The organism is Psychroserpens sp. BH13MA-6, assembly GCF_052983595.1.
The window spans coordinates 313564-330812 of the sequence record NZ_JBRJGE010000003.1 but is presented as its reverse complement, the minus strand read 5'-3'; the positions used below and the strand labels follow the sequence as shown (position 1 = coordinate 330812).

Annotated in this window: 19 protein-coding genes; 13 read left to right on the top strand and 6 right to left on the bottom strand. The window is 35.8% G+C overall.

Annotated elements, in window-relative coordinates; all coding sequences use genetic code 11:
* Nucleotides 1-67 precede the first annotated feature (67 nt).
* The 3 genes from ACU8DI_RS08465 to ACU8DI_RS08455 form a co-directional block, all read right to left on the bottom strand.
* A complete protein-coding gene (locus tag ACU8DI_RS08465) occupies nucleotides 68-1888 on the bottom strand; it encodes a DEAD/DEAH box helicase (RefSeq protein WP_447112332.1) in 1821 nt (606 codons plus the stop codon).
* A 280-nt stretch (nucleotides 1889-2168) separates the two neighbouring features.
* Nucleotides 2169-3044: a hypothetical protein gene (locus ACU8DI_RS08460; protein ID WP_447112331.1), complete on the bottom strand. Its 876-nt coding sequence runs from the start codon at nucleotides 3042-3044 to the stop codon at nucleotides 2169-2171.
* 10 nt (nucleotides 3045-3054) lie between these two features.
* The gene (locus tag ACU8DI_RS08455) at nucleotides 3055-3630 is read right to left on the bottom strand and encodes a non-canonical purine NTP diphosphatase (RefSeq protein ID WP_447112330.1); all 576 of its coding nucleotides are present in this window, start codon (nucleotides 3628-3630) and stop codon (nucleotides 3055-3057) included.
* A gap of 71 nt (nucleotides 3631-3701) precedes the next feature.
* Between ACU8DI_RS08455 and ACU8DI_RS08450 the strand changes: the two genes are divergently transcribed.
* From ACU8DI_RS08450 to hpf, 4 genes are all read left to right on the top strand, one after another.
* On the top strand, nucleotides 3702-5099 hold the full coding sequence (locus ACU8DI_RS08450) for a short-chain fatty acid transporter (protein WP_447112329.1): 1398 nt from the start codon (nucleotides 3702-3704) through the stop codon (nucleotides 5097-5099).
* Nucleotides 5100-5276: 177 nt separating this feature from the next.
* On the top strand, nucleotides 5277-6302 hold the full coding sequence (locus ACU8DI_RS08445) for a helix-turn-helix domain-containing protein (protein ID WP_447112328.1): 1026 nt from the start codon (nucleotides 5277-5279) through the stop codon (nucleotides 6300-6302).
* 16 nt (nucleotides 6303-6318) lie between these two features.
* Nucleotides 6319-6744, top strand: coding sequence for a BLUF domain-containing protein (locus ACU8DI_RS08440; protein ID WP_447112327.1), 426 nt, complete (start codon nucleotides 6319-6321; stop codon nucleotides 6742-6744).
* A gap of 120 nt (nucleotides 6745-6864) precedes the next feature.
* Nucleotides 6865-7164, top strand: a complete 300-nt coding sequence (gene hpf / locus ACU8DI_RS08435; RefSeq protein ID WP_447112326.1) for a ribosome hibernation-promoting factor, HPF/YfiA family — start codon at nucleotides 6865-6867, stop codon at nucleotides 7162-7164.
* Nucleotides 7165-7166: 2 nt separating this feature from the next.
* On the opposite strand, the gene rlmH is transcribed toward hpf, so the two are convergent.
* On the bottom strand, nucleotides 7167-7640 hold the full coding sequence (gene rlmH / locus ACU8DI_RS08430; protein ID WP_447112325.1) for a 23S rRNA (pseudouridine(1915)-N(3))-methyltransferase RlmH: 474 nt from the start codon (nucleotides 7638-7640) through the stop codon (nucleotides 7167-7169).
* Nucleotides 7641-7709: 69 nt separating this feature from the next.
* Between rlmH and nadC the strand changes: the two genes are divergently transcribed.
* Genes nadC through priA form a run of 5 tightly spaced genes read left to right on the top strand, consistent with a single transcriptional unit; the run spans nucleotide 7710 to nucleotide 13222 of the window.
* A complete protein-coding gene (gene nadC, locus ACU8DI_RS08425; RefSeq protein ID WP_447112324.1) occupies nucleotides 7710-8567 on the top strand; it encodes a carboxylating nicotinate-nucleotide diphosphorylase in 858 nt (285 codons plus the stop codon).
* Nucleotides 8567-9523: a YihY/virulence factor BrkB family protein gene (locus ACU8DI_RS08420; RefSeq protein WP_447112323.1), complete on the top strand. Its 957-nt coding sequence runs from the start codon at nucleotides 8567-8569 to the stop codon at nucleotides 9521-9523. The genes nadC and ACU8DI_RS08420 overlap by 1 nt, the downstream gene beginning before the upstream one ends.
* Nucleotides 9516-9944: a DUF2147 domain-containing protein gene (locus ACU8DI_RS08415; protein ID WP_447112322.1), complete on the top strand. Its 429-nt coding sequence runs from the start codon at nucleotides 9516-9518 to the stop codon at nucleotides 9942-9944. The genes ACU8DI_RS08420 and ACU8DI_RS08415 overlap by 8 nt, the downstream gene beginning before the upstream one ends.
* 21 nt (nucleotides 9945-9965) lie before the next feature.
* Entirely contained in the window at nucleotides 9966-10763 is a 798-nt protein-coding gene (locus ACU8DI_RS08410) for a hypothetical protein (protein ID WP_447112321.1), read from the top strand.
* 5 nt (nucleotides 10764-10768) lie between these two features.
* Nucleotides 10769-13222 (top strand): replication restart helicase PriA, encoded by a 2454-nt coding sequence (priA, locus tag ACU8DI_RS08405; RefSeq protein ID WP_447112320.1) that lies wholly within the window; start codon nucleotides 10769-10771, stop codon nucleotides 13220-13222.
* Between the two features lie 55 nt (nucleotides 13223-13277).
* Here the strand turns inward: priA and ACU8DI_RS08400 are convergent, their stop codons facing one another.
* Complete coding sequence (locus ACU8DI_RS08400) at nucleotides 13278-13973, bottom strand: LytR/AlgR family response regulator transcription factor (protein WP_230937136.1); 696 nt, start codon at nucleotides 13971-13973, stop codon at nucleotides 13278-13280.
* Nucleotides 13974-14173: 200 nt separating this feature from the next.
* Here ACU8DI_RS08400 and rpsF point away from each other — a divergent pair, with 200 nt between their 5' ends.
* From rpsF to ACU8DI_RS08380, 4 genes are all read left to right on the top strand, one after another.
* Entirely contained in the window at nucleotides 14174-14512 is a 339-nt protein-coding gene (gene rpsF / locus ACU8DI_RS08395; protein WP_447112319.1) for a 30S ribosomal protein S6, read from the top strand.
* Nucleotides 14512-14811, top strand: a complete 300-nt coding sequence (gene rpsR, locus ACU8DI_RS08390; RefSeq protein WP_447112460.1) for a 30S ribosomal protein S18 — start codon at nucleotides 14512-14514, stop codon at nucleotides 14809-14811. The genes rpsF and rpsR overlap by 1 nt, the downstream gene beginning before the upstream one ends.
* A 13-nt stretch (nucleotides 14812-14824) precedes the next feature.
* On the top strand, nucleotides 14825-15286 hold the full coding sequence (gene rplI, locus ACU8DI_RS08385) for a 50S ribosomal protein L9 (RefSeq protein WP_447112318.1): 462 nt from the start codon (nucleotides 14825-14827) through the stop codon (nucleotides 15284-15286).
* 81 nt (nucleotides 15287-15367) lie between these two features.
* Entirely contained in the window at nucleotides 15368-15838 is a 471-nt protein-coding gene (locus tag ACU8DI_RS08380) for a DUF6495 family protein (protein ID WP_447112317.1), read from the top strand.
* 11 nt (nucleotides 15839-15849) lie between these two features.
* On the opposite strand, the gene ACU8DI_RS08375 is transcribed toward ACU8DI_RS08380, so the two are convergent.
* Nucleotides 15850-17088: an ABC transporter permease gene (locus ACU8DI_RS08375; RefSeq protein ID WP_447112316.1), complete on the bottom strand. Its 1239-nt coding sequence runs from the start codon at nucleotides 17086-17088 to the stop codon at nucleotides 15850-15852.
* Between the last annotated feature and the right edge of the window lie 161 nt (nucleotides 17089-17249).

Here is a 17249-nt window from a genome sequence, read left to right as displayed (position 1 = left end):
GACTTAATATTAACAAGATAAATAAAAAAGCCTGAAAAATTAAATTTCAGGCTTTTCTAAGTATGTTTTAACGTCTCGAACGTCTCGGTCTATCAGAAACTGACGACTGTTCAGCGCGTCTTCTATCTTTTCGGTTACCAGAACCTTCACTTGATTTTCGATCACTACGTCTTCCAGAAAAACCAGAATCACTACGTCTAGATCGTCTTTCGCCTCTTGGTTTGTCATCACGACGTCTGCGTTTGCCTCCGTCACGACGTTTACCACCACGATTGCGTCCACCTTTATCTTCACTTACTTCAACATTCACAAAACGACCTTCGTGTTTGAAATCGGTGAAAAATGCTAAGACTTTCGCTTCATTTTCCTTATCAGTATTAAAGAAAGAAAAACTATCCTTCACATCTACTTTAAAGACATCATCACGACCTAATTCTAAAACTTCCTTTAAGAAGTCTTTCAATTTCATCCAGTCATAACCATCTTTTCTACCTACGTTAATAAAGTAGCGTGTTTCGTTACCACTACTACTAGAACGTTCACCTTCATGTCCGCGAGAAGAATCGGAAACATTTAAGTCTTTTGCTTTTTGATAATAATTAAAGAATCGTGAAAATTCTACTGAAAAGAATTTTTTGATTAATTCGTCTTTATCAGTATCTGAAAACAATTCATTGATACTCTCTAAATATTTGTCAATCTCATGATTCACCTTGGTATGATGAACTTTGTTAGCAAGTGACATCAGTTGCACTTCACAAATTTCCATACCATTTGGAATTTCCTTTTTCTCAAATTCCTTTTTAATGATGCGCTCAATACTTTTAATCTTGCGAACTTCACTTTTGGAAACAATAACCATAGACACGCCAGTTTTTCCAGCACGTCCTGTACGACCAGATCGGTGCGTATAGGTTTCAATTTCATCAGGTAATTGGTAATTGATCACATGGGTAATATCATCAACATCAATACCACGTGCAGCCACATCTGTCGCTACGAGCATTTGTATTTGTTTGTTTCTGAAAGATTTCATGACCAAATCACGTTGGTTCTGACTTAAATCACCATGAAGAGCTCCAGCACTGTAACCATCTTCAATCAAGTTTTCAGCTACTTTTTGTGTGTCGCGTTTCGTGCGACAGAAAATCACAGAGAAAATATCAGGATTGGCATCTGCCAAACGTTTAAGTGCTTGATAACGATCACGCGCATTTACGAGATAATACTCATGTGATACTTGGTTGGTACTTTCATTTTTATTTCCAACGGTAATTTCAATGGGATCATGCATAAAATCACGTGCAATTCTTGCCACTTCTTTGGGCATCGTTGCAGAAAATAACCAAGTGCTTTTATCTTCCGGAGTATGAGAAAGAATATCAGTGATATCCTCATAAAATCCCATATTCAACATTTCATCCGCTTCATCTAAAACGGAATATTCAATCTTAGAAATATCAACCATGTTACGGCTAATCATATCCTTCATACGACCAGGAGTCGCCACAATGATTTGAGCGCCACGCTTGACTTGTTTCGCTTGATCAGAAATGCTTGCACCACCATAAATGGCAACCACATTAAGTCCTTTACAATAGTTACCATATTGTTTTAGCTCGTTGGTAATCTGTAAGCAAAGTTCGCGAGTAGGTGATAAGATTAAGCCTTGGGTTGTACGACTTTCTACATTAATTTTTTGCAGCATTGGGAAACCAAATGCGGCTGTTTTACCAGTTCCAGTCTGCGCTAAGGCGACTAAATCTGTGTCTTTTTCCAATAAAATTGGGATGGCTTTTGCTTGTACATCACTAGGAGATTCAAATCCTAAATCATTAATAGCAGCAAGCAGGTCATTGTTAAGACCGAGTTCTTTGAATGTGCTCATTCGTTTGTTTTCGTATTCGATTATGTGCTTTGGTGTTACAAAAGAAGCGAATCGACATACTAAACACTTAAACTTCTAGGTAACACATCCTCACCCTGAGGAATTTATAAAATCCAGACAGCGGATTTTTCAAGCGGCAAAGATACGCTTTTATTTGGATAAACAATATTTGGGCGTTTTAACACGCTATCACTACTCAATCTTTTTTTTTACTCAAAAAAAAGGATTTCAAACAGACCGTTCTATCGTTAACGCAAAACTACGGATGCTACAATGGAACTTAACGAATGTCATTATTGCGATATTGAGGCTTTCTAATGAGTTTTAATGCTCTCAGTAAATCTAAATATTGGCCTTTCATGATTGCATCGTCAATGACGTCAGACTTTAAACCATTAAATCCGGAAATGACAAAATTATGGTCACTGTCTTTTGATAGCACGAGCGTGATATCTTCATTGTAGTATTTAAATTCTGTGTAGCCATTGTCATTATAGTAATCACCCACCAAAAAGTCGGGTTTTTTCATTTCTTCATGAATCACATCTAATCCTGTTCTTTCCTTAGTATAGGCATAAAATTTTTGAATAAAATTTAGGGTAGCCTCATCGCATATTGGTCGCAACGGCTCAAGGTCTTTATTCGTAAAATATTCTTTGACACGCGGATGAAATTTATTGACAAGAAGCAATAAGGAGTCTCTCAATGGTTTGAGCTTTAATTGTTCTTTGTAAGTGGCAATTTTTGCTTTTGCAATAGCAATGCGTTCCGCATTTGGATACATGTTGTTTTCGCCTTGGACTTTCCAACCCTCATCATCTTTACACACTTGAATTGTATAATAATCTGGTCCATTCATTTCGCAGGTGGCACAATCCTCTTGGATTTTAACTGATTTGACACTTAGGTTTAAATCCGCTCTTACAATAGGTGCATCCAATAATTGTTCATAGCTGTGATGCAACATAAATAATTCATAGAGAGAATCTGACGTCACAGCTTTTAATTGAAGAGAATCATTGGATCTCAAGTCTATGCGTCCCTTTAAGAATCGCAGACACGTATCTTCTACCTGCTCAGACGCACTTTTTGCGCATCCCGTGCAGATCATTATACAGAGTAAGGTAATAAGTGTGTATCCTTTAAAAGTCTTCATAAGTGCGTTGTTATAATGTTTTTAAATAAGAAATCAATTGTGTTACGGCTTTTCCGCGATGGCCAATCCTGTTTTTCTCTTCTAACGAGATTTCAGCAAAAGTGCTATCGTAACCTTTCGCCTGAAAAATGGGATCATAGCCAAAACCTTTATCTCCTTTTTTATGCTCCGTTATTGCGCCTTGGCAAATACCTGTAAAGGTCTCTAGTTTATTTTGTATTTGGAGGGCAATGACCGTTTTAAATTGCGCAGCTCTATGGGTTTCGTTCTTCAGGCGTTTTAGAAGTAAGTCCATGTTGTCATTAGCATCGCGCTGTTCTCCAGCATAACGAGCACTAAAAACACCAGGTTCACCATTCAAAGCTGCTACCTCAAGACCAGTGTCGTCTGCAAAACAATCATAACCATAATTTGTTTTGATGTAAGTTGCTTTTTGAATGGCATTTCCTTCAATGGTATCCTGTGTTTCAGGAATATCCTCCTCACACCCAATATCTTCCAAGCTCAATAACTGAATATGGCTAGGTATCAAGGACTGCACTTCTTTAATTTTGTTCTGATTGTTGGTAGCGAATACGAGTTGCATGGATTTTTATTGAGAGATCAAAAGTATATATTTTTGCTTAAATTCGACATCAATACTTAAAATTAACAGTCATGCTCAAACAACTAGGAGAATCCTTCACCGACTTATTTCAAAAGTATATGCCTAGTGCCTTTGTGTTTGCACTTTTACTCACCCTAATCACGATGATTTGCGCTTACATCTTTATGGATGTCGGTGTCATGGATGTGATCACGTCTTGGTATGATGGTTTTTTTGATTTGTTGAGCTTTGGGATGCAAATCGTGTTAATAATCATCACTGGTTTTAGTATTGCGCTATCTCCTGTAATCAGACGCGCTATTAATCGATTAACAGTTTCTGTAAAAACACCCAAACAGGTATATTTATTTGTAATCGTTGTAGGTTCTTTGCTTTCTTTAGTGAGTTTTGGTTGGATTGTAATTACTTGCGTATTAGCGAGAGAATTAGCTGTTAGAATCAAAAATGTGAATTATCCATTTTTAGTAGCTTGTGTGTATTTTTCTTTTGGAGGTTGGGTGAGTGGTTTGTCTAGTTCTATTCCGCTTCTGCTAAATACGGAGGATAATTTTTTAATGAAAGCAGGTATTTTGTCGAGTAAAATTCCTACGTCCTATACCTTAGGTTCGGTTTTGAATTTGTCAATGATAGCCCTGTTTATCGTGGGTGCACCACTGCTATTCTTGTTATTTATTCCGAAGTCTCATAAAGGTAAAACCTTGCAAGATTTGCTAAAATCGAACAACCAGTCACAAGAACCAACAATCAAAGCTGAAGCAGAGAGTTTTAAATTGCCAATAAAAGCAATTTCAGACACCTTAAATAACGGATTCTTCTTACCGCTTTTTATTTTTCTACTGGGTTTGATTTATGTGATTCAGCATTTTTGGACCAATGGCTTTGACTTAAATTTTAATATCATGATTTTCATGTTCTTGATGATTGGCTTGCTGCTTCATAAAACACCTATGCGCTATAGTGTCGCAATGAAAAGAGCGAGTAGCAATATTTCTGGTGTATTGTTTCAATATCCTTTTTATGCTGGGATTATGGGAATCATGTTATATACCGGAATAGGAGAGCGGCTGGCTGAAGGCTTGGTGTCGGTCATGACGATAGATACGTATCCATTTTTTGCCTATCTCACAGGAGGTTTTGTGAATTTTGCCATTCCTTCTGCAGGTGGTGAATTTGCCGTGGTTGGACCAAGTATGATTGAAGCAGTTAAAGCTTTAGGAACAGGCTTGCCAGAGGCCACTGTCACTGAGATGATTTCAAGGGCATCTTTATCAGTAGCCTATGGTGAGAGCTTGAGTAATATGCTTCAACCATTTTTTATTCTGTTGGTATTACCTGTTATGGGTGCAGGTGTGAAGCTTCAGGCTCGTGATGTCATGGGATATCTAGTGCTGCCTTTTTTGTGCTTTTTAGTCTTACAACTACTGATGGTGCTCTTCATTCCCTTGTGAAATTCTAAGATGTCATGATTCTCTGCACAATAACAAATAAAACAGGAGTTTCTTATTCAATTTGCTCTTGTAAAGTAGAAAGCTTAAAAAAGGTATTCATTTACCTAATTATGTTAAGGACTTTTATTATTTAATATTAATATTGTTAATTAATAAAAAAACAGTCCATTCAAATTTATGATAAAATTAAAATCGTCTATATTAAATCCACTTGATAATTTATCGATTATGGCGAAAGCGATAGGAGATGAGATTAATTGCAGAAAGGGATTTGGCTTTACTAAGGTTCGCAGTGACTATGGTAAAGGTGTTGTTTCGGTTACAGTCGTTTCAGATGATATTTCAGTCATCATTATTGATGCAACCTTTAAGAAAGATTTTGAGGTGCAATTGCTCGGTGATTCAAAAAAAACCATTGACTTTGTATTTTGCTTAGAAGGATCAATTCATCATAGATTTGGTACAGGAACTTCATACAAACCGATAAATTTTAGACAAAACACCATAATTAACAGAGGCGAGAACTCAAGAAGTGTTATAAAAGTACCTTCTAATACACCCCTCAAAATTAGTCTTATTTCTTACCGACCTAATTACGATAAATTACAGTCTGAAGACTTATATGATTTAAGATTGAGTGCTTTTAACATATTAACAAAGGTCTATGCCGAGGAAAACCATTTTTACAGTGGTCGTGTTTGTTTTAGGACCTCCAACTTTGTGAGTGATATGATGAAATATGGTTCACAAAATCCTGCAGATATTTTGTTTAAAGAAGCAGCTATATTAAATACGATGGCGTCGCAAATTGATAGACATGACAAAGACCTGTCCAGTGGTCACGATAAAGCGCCTATCAAAGTATATGAAGTTGATAGAATTCTAGCACTTGAGACGTTTATCAATGATAACTTAACTGAAAGTTTAACATTGAGTCGTTTAGAGCTCGTTTCTGGTTTGAATCCGTCCAAGTTACAAGCTGGATTCAAATATTTATATGGAAAAACAGTGTCTAATTATGTGACCGAAAAGCGTCTCGAAAAAGCTGCTAAATTGATTTACGAATCTGATCTCAATGTTTCAGAACTCGTTTATAGTGTCGGATTTACAAGTAGAAGTTACTTTTCCAAAATTTTTAAAAATCACTTCGGCGTTCTACCATCTAAATGTATCGCCAATCCCGAATTATTAGCCATTAATTAAACTTTAAATATTTAGAATGCCGTACTCAGTTGTATATCATTCGAAAGCGAAAGAGGATTTTACGCTTTCTAAAATTGATATGATGCTAATTAAAGCCAAAAGGTTCAATAAAAACAATAACATTACAGGATGCATTATTTATCATGATCACGAATTTATTCAGATCATCGAAGGTGAAAAACAAATCATTTCCGAATTGTATCATAGTATCAAAAACGACGATAGACATTATGATGTCACCACGTTGATTGAAACGCCATCAGAGCAAACGCTTTGGGATGACTGGTCTATGGCCTTTTACAAATTTACAGGCGATCAGAAACAACGTGAACATAATCGCATGCTCTTGGAAACTTATTTTAATAGCGTTAATGATGAGCAAAAATCTTCTGAAGTGTTTTTGACCTTTAAAGAAAACGTATTGAAGCTTTTGGATATATAGCAATTCAGACGTTTTGTTTTCTACAATGGATTTTCTACAATTTATGAGTTTTGTCATGTGATCTTGCTCATTTTTTTCGTAAATTAGGAATAAGAAATTAACCTAAAAACGAGAACGATTATGTCTGTAAATTTCCAATATGTCGATGTCGATGTCAGTGACACCTTAAGTGCTTTTACTGAAGAGAAATTGAATAAAATATTCAATAGGTATGAATTCATTGTAGGTGCTGATGTTTTTTTTAAGAAAGACCCGAATGAACCCGTCAATAACAAAATATGTAATATCAGGTTAAGTTTACCTGGACCTAGATTGTTTGCAACATCCAATGAAAAACAATATGAGGTTGCAGTGCGTTCTACAATTAGTGATTTAGAACGACAATTGAAGAAGCGAAAAGAGATTTTTAAAACGCATTGAGTTTAACGGTGATGATAGGGTTCATTTTTTAAAATAGTGAACGCCCTGTATAACTGTTCAATGACAAACAAGCGAATCATTTGATGGGAAAAAGTCATTTTAGATAATGATAGTTTCCCATTCGCTTTTTGATAAAGTGCTTCTGAAAATCCGTAAGGACCACCAATGACAAACACAAGTTGTTTGATACCCGAATTCATGTGTTTTTGTAGGTAATTGGAAAAATTCATAGAATCCATTTGCTTACCGTTTTCATCCAATAAAATCAATAAATCTGTAGGGTGTAGTTTTTTAAGAATGAGTTCACCTTCCTTTTGCTTCTGCTGGGCTTCACTCAAGTGTTTGGTCTTCTTAAGATCTGGGATGATGTCAAATTCAAATTTGATATAAAAACCCAATCGTTTCTGATAATCTTCTATGAGAGATTGTAGATGGGTATTATCAGTTTTTCCTATGGCTAAAAGTTTAATTGTCATGTTTCAAAGTTATACTTTTTTGAAAGTTTTTAATATGCAATTGCTATTTTTACAAGAAATATCCAAATCATGATTTCTAAAGAACAATTTGAAAAGGAAGTTAAACTCATTATTGCGAATGCCATACGTGAGGATGTAGGTGATGGTGATCATAGTTCATTGGCCTGCATACCTGAATCATCCCAAGGAAAAGCGAAACTACTAGTGAAAGATCAAGGGATTATTGCGGGCGTAGAATTCGCGAAGCAGGTATTTCATTATGTCGATCCGAAATTGCAAGTTGAAACCATGATAAATGATGGAAGTCCCGTTAAATTTGGAGATGTTGTGTTTTACGTAGAAGGTGCATCGCAATCTATTTTGAAAGCAGAGCGATTGGTGTTGAATGCCATGCAACGCATGAGTGCGATTGCTACCAAAACAAAAACCTTCGTGGATTTATTGGAAGGAACCGGAACAAAAATTTTAGATACACGCAAAACAACGCCTGGCATTCGTGCTTTAGAAAAATGGGCCGTAAAAATTGGTGGTGGCGAAAATCACCGATTTGCCTTGTATGACATGATCATGCTTAAAGATAATCATATTGATTTTGCAGGCGGAATTACCAATGCTATTTCTAAAACGCAGGATTATTTAAAAAGAACCAACCGCGATTTGAAAATTATTGTGGAGGCAAGAAATCTGAATGAAATTGAAGAAATTCTCAAAAGTAAAGGTGTGTACCGCATATTGATAGATAATTTTAACTATGAAGACACACGCAAGGCTGTGAAACTCATTGGCAACCAATGTTTGACAGAATCATCAGGTGGAATCAATGAAAAAACGGTGCGAAAGTATGCAGAATGTGGTGTTGATTATATATCTTCTGGTGCACTAACACATTCTGTGTATAATATGGATTTGAGTTTGAAAGCCGTTTAATGTCCAAGCGTCTAAAGGAGATATTGAGCAAGATACCAGTCGTGAATCTCATCGTAGATTTTCTAAGAGGTATAAAACTTCCAGGGTTGGAGGGACTATCGCTCTATGATCTTTTAGAATTATACGCTATAGGCATATTTAAAGGCGCATTGACCTCAAGGGCTAGTGCGATTGCTTTTAGCTTTTTTACCGCTATATTTCCTTTTTTATTGTTTGTAATTATTGTAATTCCTTACATACCAGTGGATGGCTTTAAAACGGAATTTCTACAATTTTTAGATTCATTTTTACCACCGCAGACTTCAGATTTTTTCTTTGCTAATATTTTTGAAAATATTGATAAATCAGAAAATGCAGGACTCTTATCATCCGTATTTGTAGTGTCTTTACTGTTGATGGCAAATGGCGTCAATGCCGTTTTTTCGGGATTTGAAAACTCCTACCATCAAGAATTAACTAGAAACGTATTTAAGCAATATTTTTACGCCTTGGGTGTCGCGTTGATCTTAGCATTTCTGTTAATAATAACGGTCGTTATTTTTGGGTATTTCCAAATTTATGTGATTCAAGCGCTCTATGAACAGTTTGATAGTTTCAATTATGTGGCTGATGATAATGGCATGTTCTGGGTGGTCTTTTTTAAATATTTATTTTTTGTCTTTATGGTGTATATTGCTACGGCCACCTTATATTATTACGGAACCAAATCGGGTAAGACTTCTAAGTTTTTCTCTATTGGTGCTTTGTTTACCACGCTACTGATTATTCTGACGTCTTATTTGTTCGGTATATATATTGAGAACTTTTCACAGTATAACAAATTATACGGTTCCATTGGCGCATTATTAATACTTCTGTTTTATTTATGGTTGAACGCCAATATACTACTGCTCGGCTATGAACTAAATGCGACCATAAGGCGTTTAAGAAGTAAAAACAAAAGAACTGATGAATAAGAAAATGATGACTTTATGCTGCTTGGTATTTATCACCTTGACGGTTAATTCTCAAAGTGTTTTAGGAACATGGAAAACTATTGACGATAAAACGGGTGTTGCTAAATCCATTGTGGAAATTTATAAAAAGAATGGTAAGGTGTTCGGTAAGATTGTCGAAATTTTAGATCCTGAAAAGCGTGATTTACCATGTAAATTTTGTGAAGGTGACGACTACAACAAGCCCATTCTAGGCTTGGACATCATCAAGAATATGGAGCAGTCTGATGAGACCTACAAGAACGGGACTATTACCAATCCTGAAAATGGTAAAGTATACGATTGCCGCTTAAAACTCGATAATGATAATCCAGACCGACTCCAAGTACGTGGGTATGTGGCATTTTTTTATCGAACTCAATACTGGATTAGACAGGAATAGTAAGCTTGAACGCTAATGATAATGGATATTTTCATAGTGGCCTTGGTGATTGTTTTAATTAGCTTGGTTTTTAATATCATTGTTGGTATAGAAACTAAGTCTGATAAAAAGCAACAAGAACGTATGAAAAGGAGTTTGGAAGACGCGTATATCATCGATCCTGAAACTGGCGCAAAGTTGACGCTTGAACAAGCCGAATCTGGTCATTGGGTGGCACATGACAATGAGTTCAGAGAGGTTCCAGAAGAAGAGTTAAAATCATTGGCGTTCGAAGAACAAGAGCAAATTGAGCGAGCACTTAACTATTTAAGATCGAGTAGACGCTTTCTAAAAGCTGAAGATTTTGTGGATGACGCCTATGAGGTTATTTCCAATTGTGTAACTTTAACACATTATGATGATTGGAGTTATGCTAGTTTGTTTCGCTTTGATTTGGGTTATATATTTACTGTAGCTCCTGAAACTTATTCACCAATTTATTACTGCGAGTCTCAGTTAATGATGTGGCTTCATATACCAACCATAGAGGGACATTATTATTTTCGAGAAAAGACAAAAGCAGAAGCTTTCTTTGATAAGATCAGAAATGATGATGAGTTGAAGTTCGAAAATTATGAGTGCTTTACTTTCAAAAAATCAACTCAAATCCTACACATTCGAAGACTGATGGATATACTTGTTAATTTTAAGGGATTGGAAATAGAAATTAAGAATGACCATTTATTTATAAAAACCCTTCGGTTAATAAACAAAGAAGACGTTTTGACATTTGAGCGTCTGATCACACTTTTAGAACCCTTAATTAAAGCAAAACAATAGATACATTGAAATACTTTATCAACGTCATACTGCCCATTCCCTTAGAAAAAAGCTTTACCTATGCGATAACAGCAGCTGAAGCCGATTTTCTACAGCCAGGTATGCGTGTCTCTGTGCCATTTGGTAAATCGAAAATCTACACAGGTATCGTTGTAGAGATTCATACGAATACACCTTTGGTTTATGAGGCTAAGGATATTCATCAAATATTGGATGATGCACCCATCGTGACCAACGCGCAATTGAAGCATTGGACCTGGATATCTGAGTATTATATGTGCACGTTAGGAGATGTTATGAGAGCCGCTTTGCCAAGCGCTTTTATTCTGGAAAGTGAAACGGTGATTAGTAAAAACAATGATGTCACAATTAATGAAGCCGATTTTAAGGACGATGAGTTTATTATTTACGAGGCCTTACATCATCAATCGTCTTTGAAAATTCAAGACCTCATGTCTATCTTGGATAAGAAAAATGTCCTACCAGTAATCAAGCGTTTATTGGATAAAAATGCCATTTCTGTTCAGGAGGAAATTTATGAAAAATACAAACCGAAATTAGTAAGATATGTGAAGCTACAATCGGCTCATGCCTCTGAGAAAGCACTCCATGCTTTACTAGATGATTTAAGTCGGGCACCAAAACAGCGAGAGTTAGTGATGACGCTTTTTTCAATTTCGGCACAAACAAAAAAACCCGTTAAGGTTTCAGATTTATCGGAAGAAAGTGGCGCATCAGCAGCCATAATAAAGGCCCTTATTGATAAAGGCGTTCTGGAGGAATACCATATTCAAACCGATCGTGTACAATATGACGGCTCAGAAAATGAAGCTTCTAAATCGCTTAATGAGTATCAAGAAAAAGCTTTAAATGAAATCACAGAGTCGTTTGAAAATCAAAATATTACGTTATTGCATGGTGTCACTTCCTCAGGGAAAACTGAAATCTATGTCAAGCTGATAGAAACACAGCTTAATCGCAACAAACAAGTCTTGTATTTGTTACCCGAAATAGCATTGACCACACAACTAGTAGAGCGACTTCAGCATTATTTCGGGGAAAAAGTAGCAGTTTTTCATAGTAAGTATTCCTCTCATGAGCGCGTGGAAGTTTGGAATAATGTTCTAAGTAATGCTCCGAAAGCTCAAGTGATTTTAGGTGCGCGTTCTTCGGTGTTGTTGCCCTTTCAAAATCTAGGTTTGATTATTGTTGATGAGGAGCATGAATCCTCCTATAAACAATTTGATCCAGCACCTCGTTATCACGCAAGAGATACAGCCATCGTGTTGGCTGGTATTTTTGAAAGTAAAACCCTATTAGGTTCAGCAACTCCAAGTTTAGAAAGTTATCACAATGCCAAACAAGGAAAATACGGCTTAGTCGATTTAAAGCAGCGATTTAACAATGTGCTCATGCCAGATATTGAGTTGGTAGATATTAAAGATAAACATAAGCGCAAGCGCATGCAAGGCCATTTTAGTGATCGGCTCATTGAGGAAATGACGGAGACCTTGGAGCATGGTCATCAGATTATTTTGTTTCAAAACCGCCGCGGATTTTCGCCCATCGTAGAATGTCATACTTGTGGGCATTCGCCGCAATGTCCGAATTGCGATGTGAGTCTAACCTTCCATCAATATAAAAATCAATTGCGATGTCACTACTGTGGGTATCACACGATCATGCCTAAAACATGTGACGCCTGTGGAAGTGTGGAATTAGACAGTAAAGGCTTTGGTACGGAACAGGTAGAGCAGGAGGCTAAACTTTTGTTTCCAAATCATCAAGTGGCGCGTATGGATTTGGATACGACGCGCGGAAAATATGGTTATGAAAAAATTATCACGGCGTTGGAACAACAAGAAATAGATATTTTAGTAGGAACGCAAATGCTTACCAAAGGCTTGGATTTCAGAAATATTAAATTGGTAGGTATTATGAATGCTGATAACATGCTCAATTTTCCAGACTTTAGAGCGCATGAACGCAGTTATCAATTGATGGCGCAAGTGTCGGGTAGGGCAGGACGAACGAAAGAGCGAGGTAAGGTGCTCATACAAACTTACAATCCGCATCATAACATATTACAGCAAGTATCTACGAATGATTACACAGCGATGTTTGAAGAGCAATTGGAAGAGCGACGTATTTACAAATATCCACCAATTTACAGGATGATAAAAATTACCTTAAAACACAAGGATTATCAGAAAGTGAATGTAGGAGCTGAGTGGTATGCAAAATCATTACGTACCATATTCAAAACCCATGTTTTAGGACCTGAATTTCCGCCTGTTGCAAGAATTCGAAATCAATACTTAAAGCATATTTTGGTAAAGATTCCGCAAAAGCAATCATTGGCTAAAACAAAAGAAGCTATCATAAAAATAAATAATAGCTTCTTGAGTGTAAAAGATTTTAGGGCAATAAGAGTAATTTTAAATGTAGATAATTATTAGTGTTAAGTTAGGGTTTAACGTTATATCTTCAAACTAAATAGTCTTAATGGCCTTTCTAAATATTATTAAGGGCGTCTACAAGTTGGGTTTTCTTGTTTCGGCTTAAAGGGATTTCATAAGCACCTACTTCAACATTTTTACTGTTAAATCGATCCACCTTATCGAGGTTGACGATGTAGGATTTATGAATTCTTAGAAACTTACCTTCCGGTAATTCGTGTTCAAACGCTTTCATTGTAGATAAAACGACCAAGCTGTTCTCTTCAGTAACTAATTTTACATAATCACCAAGTGCTTCAATCCATTTAATATCTTTAATGTAAACTTTACGTTTTTTTAGATTACTTTTGACGAAGATGTGTTCGCCATCAGTTTCATTGAAATCTAGCTTTAATTTATGTTGTTCTAACGCCTTTTCAACAGATTGGTTAAATCTTTCCCTAGTGATAGGTTTTTGAAGATAGTCGGTTGCATCATAATTGAAAGCTTTAAATGCGTATTCAGTTTTACCTGTAACGAAAATAATTTGGGGTTTGTTGTTGAGTACGTCGAGCAGTTCGAAACCGTTGAGTACTGGCATTTCAATATCCAAGAAGATTAAATCCACTTTATGGGTATTGAGTCCGTTTTTGGTCTCTAATGCGCTACTGTATTCTGCAATAAGGTTAAGAGAGGAATGATTCTCAATTAACTTTACAATCGATAATCGTTGAATCGCAGAATCATCAACTACTACACAGTTTAAAGTCATAACATTATTATATTTTAGGTTAAGATATCGACAATAGTACGAAAAATTCGGATAAAAACCAAAAAACATCGGTAAAGTGTGAATTTTAACAAAATTTTAAGAAATCGAAAGTCTTCAAAATTTATTAAACAAAAACGTTGCCAGAATTAGAAATAATAGTTATTTTTGCACTCATTTTTAACACAATAAAATAGATTTTTATGAATCATTATGAAACTGTTTTCATCTTAAATCCCGTTTTATCTGATGACCAGATAAAGGAAACAGTAAAGAAATATGAAGATTTTCTTGTTTCTCGAGGAGCGAAGATGGTAGCCAAAGAAGATTGGGGCTTAAAAAAATTAGCCTATCCAATCCAAAACAAAAAGAGTGGATTTTATCACTTATTTGAGTACACTGTAGATGGTGAGGTAATCGACCCATTAGAAGTAGAGTTTAGACGTGACGAGCGTTTTATGCGTTACTTAACAGTGAAATTAGACAAGCATGCAATTGCTTGGGCAGAAAAGAGAAGAAACAGAGATAAACAAAAAGCGTAATTATGTCTTCAATTGAACAACAAGCAAAAGGAAAAAAAGATGGTGAAATCAGATATCTGACACCATTAAATATCGATACAACTAAAACGAAAAAATATTGTCGTTTTAAGAAATCTGGTATCAAGTATGTCGATTATAAAGATCCAGACTGGTTATTAGGTTTTGTAAACGAACAAGGTAAAATTTTACCAAGACGTTTAACAGGAACTTCTTTAAAATATCAAAGAAAAGTATCTGTAGCCGTAAAAAGAGCGCGTCACTTAGCGTTATTGCCTTACGTAGCAGATTTATTAAAATAAAATACCAATAACTATGGAACTTATATTAAAACAAGACGTTGAAAATTTAGGATTTAAAGACGATATTGTAACAGTTAAGAGCGGTTATGGTAGAAACTTTTTAATTCCTCAAGGACACGCTGTTATGGCAACGTCATCTGCTAAGAAAGTTTTAGCAGAAACATTAAAGCAAAGAGCTTATAAAGAGAAAACAATTATTGAAGACGCTGAAAAAACAGCAGAAGCGATTAAATTGTTGGATATTAAAATTACTTCAAAAGCTGGTACTGGTGCTACTGCTGGTGACAAATTATTTGGATCTATTACCAATATGGATTTGGCCAATGCCCTTAAAAACGAAGGTCACGATGTTGATAAGAAATACATCTCTATCAACGGTGGAAATATCAAGCGTTTAGGTCAGTATGAAGCGGTGATCAGATTGCATAGAGAAGTAACTGTCGATTTAATTTTTGAAGTGATCGCAGAAGCTTAATATTCAAATGAATGATATTAAAGAGCCTCAGCAATTTGTTGAGGCTTTTTCAATGCCTATATTTAAGTAAACACACCTATCATGAAATATTCGAGACTTACAAAAGAACAATTCGAAGAATTACACCAAGAATTTATCAACTTTTTGGCAACACAGTCTATTACAGCTGATGAATGGACCGATATTAAAGCCAACAAACCGGAAGTAGCAGAACAGGAATTGGACGTGTTTAGTGACTTAATTTGGGAAGGGGTTTTGTCTAAAGTAACTTACCTAGAACATATCTCACCACAACAAATGCATTTGTTTCACTGTACGGATAAACACATGCGACTCATTGCCTTGAAGATCAAAAATCAAGACATCGATATTACCACCAAGGAAGGCTACGATTGGTTTCGAGGGAATCTTATGTCGGATGATGTCGAATTCTTTACAGCTAAAAAAGATTATTCAGACGATAAAGGGGTTGATAAATTTAAACTCATTCAAGAAGGGGCTAACATTACTAAAGGCGAATTGTACCAATACTTCGAAAATTTAGTCAGTTAGTTGCACTGTCGCTATTCGTAACGTAAAGATTCCACAGGATCTAGTTTAGCTGCTTTATTCGCTGGATACGATCCAGAAATGATGGCCACTATTAATGTGATAATACTTGCCCATACCATGGCACTCCATGGGATCACAAAGTTAAAATCGACAATGGCGGCAAATATAAAGCCTAGAGATGTGCCAAGGATAATTCCCAAAAGGCCTCCCAATTGTCCGATAATGATGGTTTCAATAAAAAACTGAAAAGCAATCGTTTTTTGTTTGGCGCCTAAAGATTTTCGAACACCTATTTCTCTCGTTCGTTCCGTCACCGACACCAACATCATGTTCAGCAGAGCAATGGTAGATCCAAATATGGTAATCACACTAATAATCCACGCAATTTTACTGAGAACGCCTGTCATAGCACCAATACGGTTGATTAGATCATCACTGCGCTCAATACCAAAATTGTTCTCTTCAACCGGATTTAAACCTCTAATATTTCTGAATAAAATTATGGCTTCGTCCTGAGCTCCTTCCAATAAGTCTTTTTTTTCAGTCTTAATACTAAGACTGTAATTAATATTAGGATTGGTGAAAATAGAACGAGCCTTTTGCATGGGTATAATCATTCTGAAATCTTGGTTATTTCCAAATGTCGATCCTTTTTCCTTCAGCACACCAATAACCTTAAATTTCGAACCTCTCACACTTATGGTTTTATTTAAAGGGTTGACATCCTCTAATAGGGCCTTTTTTAAATCACTTCCAATCACGCAAACACTGTTGCTATTTTCAACGTCAAAATAATTGAGACCACGACCAACTTCCAATTCTAAGCCAGAATTCTCAATATAATTCTCATTGGCACCTGCCACTATGACTTCGGGATCGGTTTTCTTGTTTTCATATTTAACTTCTGCAGCAAAAGTGCCTGGAAAGAAAACTGCGACTTTTGACATTGGAAAATTAAAATTTTCGGTAAACTCTTTAACATCACGATAGCTGATTACAGGATTGATTTTTTGTGATTCATCACCACGACGCTGATTCGTGAATTCATAACGTTGAATATTAAAGGTATTCGCACCCATAGAGGAAAAGTCGCTCGTTATGGTGTTTTCCAACGCTGAAACCGCACTTAAAATACCAACTAAAGCCGTGATCCCAATGGCAATAATTAAAATGGTAAGAATGGTTCGAAGCAACTGACTTCTAATAGAATCAAATGCAATACGGATATTTTCTCTAACTAATGAAAACATAATGGTGTTGAAACAGATTTGTATGTCATAGTAAGACTATAAAACACCTATAAAGTTACTATAAAATTGAAATATCTTTCCAATGCCTTTAAAATTTATAATATTTTTGTGACGAATTAGAACGAATGATGTGTGCTTCTGTATATCTTCGGACATATTAA

Bases quoted from the DNA above. Each gene is read 5' to 3' on its own strand.
- ACU8DI_RS08465 (WP_447112332.1), bottom strand. From the start codon at position 1,888: ATGAGCACATTCAAAGAACTCGGTCTTAACAATGACCTGCTTGCTGCT.
- ACU8DI_RS08460 (WP_447112331.1), bottom strand. From the start codon at position 3,044: ATGAAGACTTTTAAAGGATACACACTTATTACCTTACTCTGTATAATG.
- ACU8DI_RS08455 (WP_447112330.1), bottom strand. From the start codon at position 3,630: ATGCAACTCGTATTCGCTACCAACAATCAGAACAAAATTAAAGAAGTG.
- ACU8DI_RS08450 (WP_447112329.1), top strand. From the start codon at position 3,702: ATGCTCAAACAACTAGGAGAATCCTTCACCGACTTATTTCAAAAGTAT.
- ACU8DI_RS08445 (WP_447112328.1), top strand. From the start codon at position 5,277: ATGATAAAATTAAAATCGTCTATATTAAATCCACTTGATAATTTATCG.
- ACU8DI_RS08440 (WP_447112327.1), top strand. From the start codon at position 6,319: ATGCCGTACTCAGTTGTATATCATTCGAAAGCGAAAGAGGATTTTACG.
- hpf (WP_447112326.1), top strand. From the start codon at position 6,865: ATGTCTGTAAATTTCCAATATGTCGATGTCGATGTCAGTGACACCTTA.
- rlmH (WP_447112325.1), bottom strand. From the start codon at position 7,640: ATGACAATTAAACTTTTAGCCATAGGAAAAACTGATAATACCCATCTA.
- nadC (WP_447112324.1), top strand. From the start codon at position 7,710: ATGATTTCTAAAGAACAATTTGAAAAGGAAGTTAAACTCATTATTGCG.
- ACU8DI_RS08420 (WP_447112323.1), top strand. From the start codon at position 8,567: ATGTCCAAGCGTCTAAAGGAGATATTGAGCAAGATACCAGTCGTGAAT.
- ACU8DI_RS08415 (WP_447112322.1), top strand. From the start codon at position 9,516: ATGAATAAGAAAATGATGACTTTATGCTGCTTGGTATTTATCACCTTG.
- ACU8DI_RS08410 (WP_447112321.1), top strand. From the start codon at position 9,966: ATGGATATTTTCATAGTGGCCTTGGTGATTGTTTTAATTAGCTTGGTT.
- ACU8DI_RS08400 (WP_230937136.1), bottom strand. From the start codon at position 13,973: ATGACTTTAAACTGTGTAGTAGTTGATGATTCTGCGATTCAACGATTA.
- rpsF (WP_447112319.1), top strand. From the start codon at position 14,174: ATGAATCATTATGAAACTGTTTTCATCTTAAATCCCGTTTTATCTGAT.
- rplI (WP_447112318.1), top strand. From the start codon at position 14,825: ATGGAACTTATATTAAAACAAGACGTTGAAAATTTAGGATTTAAAGAC.
- ACU8DI_RS08380 (WP_447112317.1), top strand. From the start codon at position 15,368: ATGAAATATTCGAGACTTACAAAAGAACAATTCGAAGAATTACACCAA.
- ACU8DI_RS08375 (WP_447112316.1), bottom strand. From the start codon at position 17,088: ATGTTTTCATTAGTTAGAGAAAATATCCGTATTGCATTTGATTCTATT.